This is a genomic window from Sorangium sp. So ce1335 (genome assembly GCF_051521615.1).
GTDB lineage: Bacteria > Myxococcota_A > Polyangia > Polyangiales > Polyangiaceae > Sorangium.
The window spans coordinates 5,717,125-5,729,291 of sequence record NZ_CP150363.1 but is presented as its reverse complement, the minus strand read 5'-3'; the positions used below and the strand labels follow the sequence as shown (position 1 = coordinate 5,729,291).

Below are 12,167 nucleotides of genomic sequence, written 5' to 3'. Positions count from 1 at the left end.
AGCGAGGGGCATCCCGGCCCGGTTCATCGGACGCGCATCGGGGGGCGACGGATCACGGGGCGACCGACTCGGACCCCGGCGAGCAGTTCCCCGCGAGCGAGCTGCAGGTGAGCCGGTTCTGCATGAAGCTCACCCGCCGGGGTATCTCGACCTGCTTGACGAAGCTCGAGAGGACCCCGGTGCCGTCGGGGCCGGGCGTCGCGAACGGCGCCACGTGATAGAAGGTGGCGAGCTGCTCGGTCTCGGCGTTGTGGCACCCGTTGCAGGTCTGGCCGGCGAACGCGTGGCGCAGCGGCTCGTCCGTGTTCGGAAAGCCCCATTTCGTGGCGGAGGGGACGATGTTGCCCTCCGCCTCGCCCCCGAGGAGCTGAGGGTCGAGCGGCGTGACGCCGGCGATGATCCCGGTGCGGTTCGCGACGAGGAAGGCCTCGAGGCCCGGGTCGCCGTTGAGCTGCTGGTCGGGCGTCTGCGCGGCCTCGACGAGCCGCAAGAACGCGAGATAGCCGGTCGGCTCCGGGACGAGGTGGAACTCCCGCCACGACCAGGGGGCGCCCATCAGGTCCTCGCTCGTGCGGAGCTGGCCGAGCGCGCTGGCGTTGGGGTTGCCCGGCGTGCTGCGCGCGGCGCCGCGCTGCGTGAACAGGTCGGTGATCTCCTGGAGCGCCTCGTTGTACTGGGGGCCGAAGGCGTGCTGCCCCAGCGCGTGGAACCGGGTGATCCAGCTGTGCCGGTCCGGCACGGCCGAGTTGTTCGGCAGGCGGTACTCGAAGATCACCGTCATCCCGCCGATGAAGTGGTTCGGCGGGATGATGCCGAACACGAAGCGCGCCTCGCCGCTGCCGTCCGCGTGCAGGTCGGTCCGGTTGAAGATGCCGCGGAGCTGAAACGGCGCCTGCGCGAGGTCGAGCTTGCCATCCGGCCGCGTCGGCCAGAGGTTCAGCAGCGACGTCGTCGCCCGGGTCGACGTGGGATAACCGTTGACCGTCAGCGGCTGGAACCCCTCGAGCCACTCCGCGACGAAGTCCGCGGGATCGACGCCGGAGGGGGTCATCTGCTCGATAAGGTACCGGAAGCTCCACGGGCCGCCCGTCGCGTTCGAGGCGCGCGCGTCCTGGGTGACCGAGGGGTCGACGATCGCGATCTCCTTGTAGGGGTCGACCGCGGGCCCCGCGCCGCAGGCGCCGGCACAGGCGAAGTTCTGGATCTGGTCGGCCGAGACGTTGCCCAGGTTGACCGAGCTCGGCGTGATGGTCGCGCTCGGCTTGGAGGGGGTGAGCGTATACGACCCCGCGGGCAAGCCGGTGAAGATGAAGTTGCCGTGGCTGTCGGTGACGGTCGACACGGTCACGGGACCGGTGAGCTGCACGGTGACGCCGCTCATCCCCGCGTTCGACGCGTCGTTGCCGACGTGCCCTGCGATCGCGATGGCGCCGCCCAGCGCCGCCTCGTCGCTGTCGAACGAACGTTGCTCCTCCAGCGGCTCGGCCCCGCAGGACGTGGCGGTGAGGGCGGCGAACGCAAGCAGGCGGGCGGTGAGGCGGCGAGTCCTGGTTTCCATCGACAAGGATCCTTTCACGACAGGAGAAGACGCGCGCGCGGCTGCGCGCGCCTGATTCTGTGCCGTGAAGGAGGCAGGGCGCCGGATCGTTAAAAAGATTTCACATTATTTCATGGATACATCACGAGGCGGTACGTCGAAGAGAGACGACCCGGGCTCGGGGCGCGAGGCCCCGGGCCCGGGTCGTCCGTTGTCACCGGCGCGCCGGATAGGGCGTCAGTAGCCGTACACCTCGACCTCGTTCAGGCGAACGAAGACCGGCTGGTGGCTCGGGCCGCGCAGGCTGACGACGCGCAGCTTGCTGCCGACGACCTCCGCCAGCGCGTGAGTCCGCTGCGCCTGCGTGTTGCCGCGGACCTGCAGCGCCGTGACCCAGCCGCTGCCGTCCCACACCTGGAGATCGTAGTCCTGGATCGCGTAGGTGGCGGTCGTGAACAGCTCGACGCGCGTCAGCGTCCGGAGCTGGTGGAAGTCGAGCTCCACCCACGAAGGGAGATCCACGACATACGAGCACCCGGCGTCCGTGCAGCGGTAGAGCTCGTCGTTCGCCCAGCTATGGTCGCCGCCGAGGCTCGTGTCGACGCTGCCGTCCTTGATCCTGTCGACCGAGTAGCCCCCGAACGTGGACTTCGCGCTCGCCGACGCGGCGAGCGAGAGGTTCTGCTCGACGGGGCTCCACACCTCGACGGTCGAGTCGGCCGTCGCGGCGTTGCCGGCAGGGTCGGTGACGCGGACGCGCACGGGCTGCACGCCGGGCGTTGCGCTCGACGACGCCGTGAACGACACGCTCTGGCCCGACGCCTCGTAGGTGCCGTCTCCGTCCAGATCCCAGCTGTAGGCCAGGGCGTCCCCTTCCGGATCCACGCCGCTCGCCGTGAGCTGCAGGGTGTGCCCGGTCGCGACGCGGTACGGCCCGCCGACGGTCACGGTCGGGACGGCGCTCGCCGGCGCGAAGCTCGCGGCGCTGTGCGCGGCGGTCGTGTACACGCCCGTCGCCTCCGCGGCGAGCAGGGGCGCATTCCGCCTGTCGACGAGCTTCAGGTTCGTGAGCGTGTACGGCCCGCTCTGCCCCGACCGGTAGATCTCCTCGCCCGAGAAGACGAGGTCGACCGTGTTGCTCCCCGGCACGACGTGCCGTGAAGCCACCGTGCTGGCGATGGTCGTGGTGCCCTTGACGAGATCCGCGGAGACCGCCGCGTCGCCGTCGAACGTCGAATTGACGCCGACCGTCACGATGAGCGCGTCGTTCAGCCCCGAGCCGTCCGTGCGCGCGCGCGCCGCATCGGTGGTGCCGCTGCCGAGCGTCAGCCCGGACGACCCGATCTGCACGAGCTGCGTGCCCGACCGCTCGAACGCCGTCCCGCCGCTCCTCGTGCCCGAGGCGCTCCACTCGATCCGCGCGTAGCCCGACGCCGCGGGGACAGCGTAGCTGCCCTCGAAGTGGCCGGCGCCCTGGTGGACGAGCGTGACGGTGTCGGTGACGCCATCGGCCCGGACGACCTTGGCCACGACGGAGGCCGCCTGCGGCGCCTCGGACAGGGTGATGTTCAAGGCCGCGGTCTGGCCCGGATAGAGCACGTCGGCCACGGCGCCGAGGTTCGCGGTGAAGAGGCTGTCGAACGACGCGGACGAGCTGTACGTGGCGCCCGTCGCGGGCACGTCCGAGCCTCCCTCCACGATCACCTGCCACGTGCCGGCGCGGGCCGCGGGGAAGTAGTACGCGGCGCTCGTCGCGCCGGCGTCGTAGACGACCGCGTCCTCCGTGATATCGGTCGAATCGACAGGCGCCGTGTCGGAGGCGGGCACCTCGAGCGACTGCACGTAGGCGGGATCGATCGTCGTGCCCGTCGGGTCGACCAGCGTGAGGCCGAGCGTCCCCGCCGACCAGCTCGCCTGGAACGTGGTCGGCCCGCCCTCCACGACGACGGAGCGCGTCTGGCTCTCGCCGGGCAAGATCGCGGCGCGGCGGAGCCCCGCGGACTGCCCGAGGGGCGGCGCGACCTGCGCGTTGGGCGCGGTGGGCTCCGCGGCCGTCCGCGCGGCGATGCGGCAGGCCACGCGCGAGCCGCAGGTCGACCTCGTGCCGGTCACGAGCACCGGCTCGACGCACCCGTGGTACGTCTCCGCGCTGATGGTGTTGCTGTCCGAGTAGACGAAGTACTCCCGCGGGCCGAGGCCGGAGGAGTGCACCTCGTGCGTGACGTAGCGGTCGACGTTGCACCCGGGGAGGCCGATCGAGCTCGGCGTCTGGATGAACGCGTCGTCCGAGCCCGCGATCAGCGCGCTCATCGCCCAGCCCTTGCCGTTGTGCCACGTGGTGTCGGGCCAGGGGATGGTGATGCAGATCTTCTTGCCGAAGATCTTGATGCACTTCTGCCGGTTCTCCCACATCGGCGCGTCCCCGCCGATCACGTGGTAATCGACGCCCGCCCGCTGGCGGTACATGCCGTTGAAGACCGCCATGCCTGGCTTGCTCATCTGGCACACGGCCGGCTGCAGCGCGTTGCAGGCGATGACCTCGACGTCGGGCACGCCGAGGTGCGGCGAGCCGAACGTGAAGAACCGCGAGACGTCGCCGGCGTATGCGGGCCCCTCGATGTACGCGCGCGACACGAGGCCGCCCATGCTGTGGGCGAGCACGATCGCCTTGGTGCGGCCGGTCTCGTACGTGGCCTGAGCGATGGCCTGCTCGACGTGGAGGGCGTTGGCCTCGAGGGGGGGCGTGGAGCCGAGCGACGTGTCGAGATCCGCATAGTAGGGCGCGTAGCCCGCCGACTTCAGCCAGGCGGGGAACGGATTCAGGTCCCCGGTACCGCCGTTCCAGCCATGCACGTACACGACCGGCTCGCGCGTGTAGCCCTTCATGTTCACGGTGGCGACCGCGGTGGCGCCGCCGAGCGTGACCTGGTTGTGGTCCGCGATGTACTGCGCCGAGCCGAAGGTGTACCCGCCCCGCGACGCCGTGACGGTGTACGTGCCCGCGGCCATGTCGTTCAGCGTGTAGTTGCCCCACGCGTCGGTCGTCGCCGTGACGCCGCCGGCCTGGACCGTGACGCCGCCAAGGCCGTTTCCGTTCAGGTCCGTCACGCGCCCCGCGATCTGGTAGGGCGTGTCGCAGCCGTAGACCTCGAGCTCGTTCACGCGGGCGTAGATGGTCTGGTGGTCCGGGCCGCGGATGGCCCAGACGCGCACCTTGCTGCCGGCCACCGGCGAGAACGTGTGCGTCCGCGTCGCGCTCGTGTTGCCGCGGATGGAGGCGGCGGTGAGCCAGCTCGACCCGTTCCAGACCTGGAGGTCGTAATCCTTCAGCGGATAGTTCGCCGTGGTGTAGAGGTCGATGCGATCGATGAGGCGCTGCTGCGCGAGATCGAGCTGCACCCACTGGGGCAGCCAGGCGCCGCTCGACTGCTGGTCGTTGGCCCAGCTCGACGACCCGCCGAGGGCGGTGCTGCGGCTACCGTCGTTGATGCGCGCCGGGCTGTAGCCCGAGAAGGTGGTCTGCGCGCTGGCGGCGGCGCCGATCGCGTAGTTCGTCGCGCCGCACGCCGCCGCGTACTCGGCCTCTTCGACGAACTCTTCCTCGCCTTCAAGCGAGCCATCACAAGCGGTGATAAGAACGGAAGCTGCTGCGAGGAGCAGCGAAGGCACGCGCCTCGCCCCTCGCGAAGAGAACCTGAAACCCATGAAAGAATTCTCCCTGCGACGGCAACAGGGGGTGACCGTGCCGTCCGGCGACGCCTCATAGGAGATTTGTGTCCGGATTGGAAGCGACTGAAACGAAAAGATTTCAGTAGCTTATGCGCTTCTTGTGAGAGCGCATTATTTTGATGGGGCGGCCCTGGAGGCGCTGGGCAACGAGTCGCGGCTTCGAACGCAGCGCCGCGACCGGCTCGAGCGCGACATCGACCGGCCTGGGGCGGCTCGCGCTCGCCGCCCGAGGCGCCCCCGTGCGCTAGGGCCGGTCGAACTCCGGGATGAGCTTTCCGATCTGGCGGATGCTGCTCATGACCACCTCGTGCGGCAGGCGCGCGACCTGCTGGAAGCAGAGGAGGCGATCGATGCCGAGGTCCTGGTAGACCTTCATCTTCTGCCGGCACGTCTCGGGGCTGCCGACGATGAGCGAGTCCTGCTCGCTGAGGCCGTCGAAGACCTCCTGGCTCGGGACTTCCTCGCCCTGCATGATGCGCGCGATGATCGACTGGGCGCGCGTCGTCGCGGGCGACCGATTGGCGCGCTCGCGCAGGAACTGGCCCGTCAGGCCGCCGCCGGCCGGATCGTTGAGCAGCGCCTGCTCCTCGGCGTAGGTGCGCAGGAAGGACTCCTTCGCCTCGAAGAACGTGAACGACCCGTTCGTGTACCACGCCGCCGCCTCGGCGGCGCCGTTCTCCATGGCCTGCTTGTCGGTCTCGGCGCAATGGACGAACGTGAAGAACGCCACCTGGTCGTTGACGAACGCGCCGACGGGCCGCTCGCACCGGCGGATGGCCTCGCGGTAGATCCCGATCCACTCCTGCACCTGCTCGCGCGGCGCCCACAGCGTGACGCCGAGCGCCCCGACGCCGTTGCGCCCCGCTTGCTCGAACGAGGCCACGCTCGAGCAGGCCTGCCAGAGGGGCGGGTGGGGCTTCTGGTACGGCTTCGGGACGATGGGCACGTTCTGGATGTCGATCTCCTCGCTCTTCCAGGAGAAGCGCTCCTGCGTCCACATCTTCGGCAGCATCTCGAATGTTTGCTGCATCTGGGCGCGCGTCCGGTCCGGGGGGATGTTGAACGTGCGCCACTCGGGGATCGTCGAGCGGGCGAGGCCGAGCTCCAGGCGCCCGCCGCTCAGGTGATCGAGGACGGCCGCGCGCTCGGCGACGCGGATCGGATGATTGAAGCGGAACGGCGCCAGCACGGAGGAGTGCCCGAGGCGCATCTTCTTCGTGTGCTGCGAGATCGCCGCGAGCATGAGCTCCGGGGCGGACGAGTAGCTGAACTCCTCGGCCGTGTGGTGCTCGACCTGCCACCAGCATCCGTATCCGAGGCTGTCGGCGAGCTTTGCCTGCTCGAGGGTTTCCATGATGATCCTGTGCTCATGGTCCTTCGACCACGGGCGCGGGCTCTGCATTTCAGTGAACAGGTCGATCTTCATCGAGCCTCCGAGGTTAAGGCGAAGCCCGAAGAATCGATCCGTTGTGTATGGACAGCAAGCCGCTTGTGGGGGGAAAATTACGATCGCGCTGAGGCGGTGCTGCGGCCGCGGGGGCAGCGGCGGCTCGGTGGCCCATGTGATGTCGTGTGGTTTCTCATGGGGCGGTGTGGCCTGCCGCAGCTCGGTCGCGGTGCTCGGCGGGCAACGGCGCCCGGCGGATCAAACGAGTCCGGAGAGCGGGCCGGAACCGGGCTTGCGGTTGCCGATGCTGTCTGTCTCGAGGCCCATGAGCTGGGCGATCGAGACAAGGAGCTTGGCGTGATCCTGCCTGTCGTGATCGAGGTAACGCCCGGTCTTCAGGGCCCCGCGCGCGCCTCCCGCCATCACGAAGGGAACACGCTCCATGCGGTGCGCCGTGCTGCCGAGCTCCCTGCCCACCACGACGAGCGTGTTGTCGAGCAGCGTGCCGTCGCCCTCGCTCACGGCGTCGAGCCGCCCGAGCAGGTACGCGATCTGCTCCGAGTACCAGGCGTCGATCTGCTGGAGCTCCTGGCGTCGATCCCGCCCGTCGTGGGACATCGTGTGGTGATCGCTCGTGTGCCCGAGCCACGAGTGAAGGATATGGCTGAAGGCGTAGCTGAGCTGGAGGCTCATGACGCGCGTGATGTCGCACGAGAACGCGGCCACCGCGATGTCCATCATGTTCCTGATCTCCGCCGGATAGTCCGAGCCGCGGCCGCCTGACTCCACCGGCTCCTCCGGCACCGTGCAGCTCAGCGCCGGGTCGGCAGGCTCCGCCGCCTGGTTCAGCCTGCGCTCCATGGCCAGGAGCCCCTCGAGGTGCGCGTCGAGCTTGTGGTAATCCTCCTTGCCGACCCGCCTGCGGATCCTGGTGAGATCGTTCTTCAGCAGGTCGACGAGCGCCTTGCGCTCCGCCCGTTCCCGCTCCGCGCCCTGATCGCTCGTTGGCGCCTCGCCGGTCGACGTCACCCCGGCGAACAGCCGATTGAACGCGGCCCTGGGGTTCGTCTCGGGGTGAATCGGCGAGTTCTCGCCGGCGTAGATCATCCGGTTCAGGCTGTTCGGATTCAGGCACTGGACACCGAGCTCGACGGTGCGGTACGGCGTCTCCTGCATCGGGTCGTCCGGAGCGCGCTCGTACGGCATGCCGCTGCCGTGCGCGCGGGCGATGATCTGGTCGATGGACGCGCCGCTCCCCCAGCCCGTGCGGTTCCCGTTGCCGCCGTCGAAGTTCGCTCCGGAGGACGGACCGTTCAGGGTCGATGCCGTCCAGAGCCCCGCCATGCCGTAGGCGTGGGCCTCGCCGGCCCCGCCGGCCGTCATCGTGAGCCCCCACGGGATCACGAGCTTCGACTTCCAGGGCTCGAGCGGCGCGTGAATGGCGTGGAGCGAGAAGCTGCGCTCCGAACCCTGCGGCCTCCAGTCGATCACGCTGTTCCAGTCCCGCGCCGGCGCGCCGTCGGGCTGGAAGATCAGCAGGAGCCGCCTGGGGCGCACCTTCTCCTGCCCGGAGGCGTTCATCAGCGGAAGCAGCGATCCCATCGCCGCCGCCCCGGCGCCGAGCCCGAGGGCCTGAAGCATGCTGCGGCGTGAAACCCCGATTTGCGTTCGACGGTTCATCATGGTCACTCCTCGCTGGCGGTGAGCCGCACGTGGCGGAAGGCGTCGCTCAGCGCCACCTGAGCCAACAGGGTCCGGATGTTCCCGCCCGACGCCTTGAATTCCTCGTGGAGGGTCTGGATCGAGCAAGCGTCGTCCAGGCTCTCGATCCGGCCGAGGGCGAAGCGAAACCACTGGTTCGCGACGCATTCGGCCACCTCCGAGCTCGCAGCGAGCTTCTTCGCGAGCTCCACGCCGCCGTAGTACGGACCCGCGAGGTCCTCGCGCGCGCTCGTGATCTCCCCCGCGGCGTTCACCTCGCCGAGGCCGTCCGTCGCGCGGTACTTGCCGATGGCGTCGTAGTGCTCGAAGCCGAGGCCGATCGGATCGATGAACTGATGGCAGGCCGCGCAGGTGGGGTCCGCCACGTGCTGGGCGAAGCGCTCGCGGGTGGAGGTCACGTCGTCCACCGGCGGGGGGACGTTGGCCACGTTCGCCGGCGGGGGGCTCAACGGCTGGCACATGAGGTTCTCGCGGACGACGATCCCGCGGTGGATGGGGGAGGTCTGGTTGTGGTGAGACCAGCGCGCGAGGAACGCCGCCTGCGTCAGGATCCCGGCGCGGCGGCTCGGATCGAGCGACACCGGGTCTCCCGGCGTGAACCCGTCCGGCGGCTCGATATCGTACAGGTCGAACAGGGGGCCCTCCGGGAACGTGTAGTCCGCGCTGAGCAGCGTGCTGAGCAGGCCGTCGCCCCGCCGCACGACGTGATCCGTGAAGCGGGCGGCCTCGTTCAGCATGGCGTTCGCCATCCCCTCGTCGAACGCGGGGAACATCGCGTGGTCCTTCTGCGCCTTGGGCAGCTCCGAGAGGCCGAGCCACTGGCCGTGGAACAGCGCGATCGTGGCGCCCGCCCTCGGGTCCTGCAGCATGCGGTCGACCTGCCTTTCGAGCACGCCGCGCTCGAGCAGGCTGCTGTCGGCGGCGAGATCGACGAGCTCGGTGTCGGGGATCGAGTTCCACAAGAAGAAGGAGAGCCGCGAGGCGAGGCCGTAACCATCCATCGGCTCGGGGGTCGCGGAGGGGACGCCGGACGCGCCAACATCGGCGTGGTACAGGAACGACGGCGACTGCAGCAGCCCCTCGATCACGAGGCGAAAGCCGCGCGACGCCCCGCCCGATTGCCGGCCGAGCTCGTACAGCGAGACGAGCCCCTGGATCTCGTCCGCCTCCAGCGGGCGGCGGTACGCGCGCTGCCCGAGCCGCTCGACGAGCTCGGTCGCGCACGTCGTCCCCTCGTCGTCCGCGAGGCTGCACGGCGCGATCGGGTCCATGCGCCCCTCGGCCTCCGAGGCCACCCGCGCCGCGAGCTCGGCCGCCTGCTGGACGAGGAGATCCGTGACCGGAGCGATGGCGTTGCTGTGAAACGGCCCCATGCGCTCGTCCGGCGCGAGCGCGTCGGCGGGGCGCCCCTCGACGCCGAGCAGATCGCGAAGGGCGTTGTTCAGCTGGTCGCGCGTGAGGCGGCGGAGCCTTGTCAGGCCCACGTGAAGCGCGCCGTCGTTCGCCTCGCAGGCGGCGGCGACCGCGGAGGGGTCGTTCGGGAGCGGTCGGACATCGGACGCCTGGCCGCCGTCCCAGCCGCCGATCCGTCCCTCACACCCGGTCAACAGCATTGCACCGCACAGGCTCGCCATTCCGGCCCATGGTTTCTGTCTCGCTCGGCTCACTCCCAGGTTCATGGGGACTCCTTGTAAGGCATAAGGCATTGATGAGGCGCAAGACCGCTCTGGCCATCACGACGTGTGGTCGGAAGCGACGCCGGGGTCGCTGCAGCTCGGCGAGCGGGCGTTGCAAACGAGAAGATAAATTAACCGGTTAATACGATCAAGTAGATTTGGATGCCGGCAGTCGGTCCCGCTCACCCAGGGAGCGGCATTGCGCCGCACCGGCTCGCGATTCCGGGCCATGGTTCTTGATCGGCCGTATTTAGCTGGATTTCGTGCAAAATCCTTGTGGGGCGTAAGACGTTGATGCGAAGCGCAAGCCCGCTCTGTCCGTCGCGGCGTGTGGCTGGATAGGGCGTTGGGGCGGCTGCGGTTCCCCATGTGGTCGTTAAGAAGGAGAATTAACTAAATCGGTTAAGTTAAGCGAGGTGGCGAGTTTCAGGTCGGTGATAGAAATGCAGGGGCGGCACACTCGAGGTCCCGAGGCGCTCCGGCGCCCGCGCGACACCGAGGATGACCGCGCGCCGCTGGATCACGAGGGCATGGCGGGGACGTGTTACGTGGTCACCCCGCAAGCCGGTGGCGGGCGCGCGGTCGTCGCGCTCGATTTCTCGAACGGCGGGCGCGAGGTGCGCTTGCCCAGGGGGCCCCGGCGATCTCCCGGCGCGCCGCGCTACGACTCGCTCGCCGTGACCCCGTGCCGCCGCAGGAGCTCCCGCAGGTGGTTGCGGTCCATCCGCCCGGCCCGCGCCGCGTGCGACAGGTTCCCCCCGTTCGCCCGGATGAGCGCCTTCACGTAAGCCCGCTCCCAGCGCGCCACCGTGCGCTCCTTGGCCTGCCGGAAGGAGAGCTCCAGGTCGTCCGCCCGGAGCACCGGCTCGTCGTCGCCGCCGCCCTCCCGCGGCCCCGCGACGCCGCCCTCGCCGATCGCCGGGTCGCCCGTCAGCACCGCGCGCTCCACCGCGCTCCGCAGCTCGCGCACGTTGCCCGGCCAGTCGTGGTGGACGAGCCGCTCCACGAGCTCGGCCGGCGGATCGGCCCCGTCCGCGAACTGCCGGTGATAGTGCGCCACGAGCAGCGGGATGTCCTCCCGCCGCTCGCGGAGCGACGGCACCCGGAGCCGCACGACGTTCAGCCGGTAGAACAGGTCCGAGCGGAACGTCCCGCGGTTCACCTCCTGCCGCAGGTCGCGGTTCGTCGCCGCGATGATCCGCACGTCGAGCGGGACGGGATCCAGGCTGCCGATGCGCCGGATCGACCGCTCCTCCAGCGCGCGCAGCAGCTTTGGCTGCAGGTCGAGCCGCAGCTCGCCGATCTCGTCGAGCAGCACCGTGCCGCCGCGCGCCGCCTCGAAGGTGCCCGCGCGCGCCTGCTGCGCCCCCGTGAAGGCGCCCTTCACGTGGCCGAACAGCTCGGCTTCGATCAGCGTGGGCGGGATCGCGCCGCAGTCGATGACGACGAACGGCCCGGCCGCGCGCGGGCTCTGCTGGTGGAGAACCTCGGCGAGCAGCCCCTTGCCGGCCCCGGTCTCGCCCTCGATGAGCACCGTCGCGTCCGACGCCGCGATCCGCGGGATCATCGCGAAGAGCCGGCGCATCGCCGTGCTCTGCCCCAGCACCCGGCCGGAGAGCTCCGGGTCCCCGAGCGGCTCGCTGACCTCCTCGGGCAGGTGGTCGAAGCGCAGCAGCGTCTGCCCCGCGCCGAACGTCGCGCCCGGCGTCAGGTACGCCGTCCCCACCCGGAACCCCGCGAGCGTGATGCCGTTCGTGCTGTCGAGATCGCGGAGCAGGTAGCCCTTCGGCGTCGCCGTGATCACGCAGTGATGGCGCGACACCGACGGGTCGGTCAGCACGAGGTGGTTGCCGGCCGCGGTGCCGATCGAGAGCTCCGGCGCGTCGGCCACCTGGACGGCCCCCTGATCCGGGCCGCTCACCACCTGGACGCTGAACCTGCCGAACGCCACCTCGCGCGGTCGAACCTTCAGCACGGTGGTGGCGTCTGCGCCTGATGTGGGAACCTGGATGCTGCTCACTTGCACGACATTACCACGGTGAACCTGGCGCGCGCGGCGTCCCGGACGCCTCGCCCCAGCCTGCCGGTGCCAGCAGGCAGGTGCTGAGGGCTCCCG

6 protein-coding genes are annotated in these 12,167 nt (G+C 69.8%); all 6 read right to left on the bottom strand.

The genetic code is table 11. The features are described 5' to 3' along the window. Positions 1-52: 52 nt before the first annotated feature. The 6 genes from WMF24_RS21195 to WMF24_RS21170 all read right to left on the bottom strand — a co-directional run bounded on the left by WMF24_RS21195 (position 53) and on the right by WMF24_RS21170 (position 12,026). On the bottom strand, positions 53-1,558 hold the full coding sequence (locus WMF24_RS21195; RefSeq protein WP_437738240.1) for a carboxypeptidase-like regulatory domain-containing protein: 1,506 nt from the start codon (positions 1,556-1,558) through the stop codon (positions 53-55). Between the two features lie 216 nt (positions 1,559-1,774). Then, positions 1,775-5,242 (bottom strand): galactose-binding domain-containing protein, encoded by a 3,468-nt coding sequence (locus WMF24_RS21190; protein WP_437738239.1) that lies wholly within the window; start codon positions 5,240-5,242, stop codon positions 1,775-1,777. 268 nt (positions 5,243-5,510) lie between these two features. Next, complete coding sequence (locus WMF24_RS21185; RefSeq protein WP_437738238.1) at positions 5,511-6,692, bottom strand: LLM class flavin-dependent oxidoreductase; 1,182 nt, start codon at positions 6,690-6,692, stop codon at positions 5,511-5,513. Between the two features lie 219 nt (positions 6,693-6,911). Beyond that, positions 6,912-8,336: a DUF1552 domain-containing protein gene (locus WMF24_RS21180; protein WP_437738237.1), complete on the bottom strand. Its 1,425-nt coding sequence runs from the start codon at positions 8,334-8,336 to the stop codon at positions 6,912-6,914. A gap of 2 nt (positions 8,337-8,338) precedes the next feature. After that, entirely contained in the window at positions 8,339-9,982 is a 1,644-nt protein-coding gene (locus WMF24_RS21175) for a DUF1588 domain-containing protein (protein WP_437738236.1), read from the bottom strand. Between the two features lie 730 nt (positions 9,983-10,712). Next, positions 10,713-12,026, bottom strand: coding sequence for a sigma 54-interacting transcriptional regulator (locus tag WMF24_RS21170; RefSeq protein ID WP_437738235.1), 1,314 nt, complete (start codon positions 12,024-12,026; stop codon positions 10,713-10,715). Between the last annotated feature and the right edge of the window lie 141 nt (positions 12,027-12,167).

Coding starts and splice junctions, on each gene's coding strand:
- WMF24_RS21195 (WP_437738240.1), bottom strand. CDS start 1,558: ATGGAAACCAGGACTCGCCGCCTCACCGCCCGCCTGCTTGCGTTCGCC.
- WMF24_RS21180 (WP_437738237.1), bottom strand. CDS start 8,336: ATGATGAACCGTCGAACGCAAATCGGGGTTTCACGCCGCAGCATGCTT.
- WMF24_RS21190 (WP_437738239.1), bottom strand. CDS start 5,242: ATGGGTTTCAGGTTCTCTTCGCGAGGGGCGAGGCGCGTGCCTTCGCTG.
- WMF24_RS21185 (WP_437738238.1), bottom strand. CDS start 6,692: ATGAAGATCGACCTGTTCACTGAAATGCAGAGCCCGCGCCCGTGGTCG.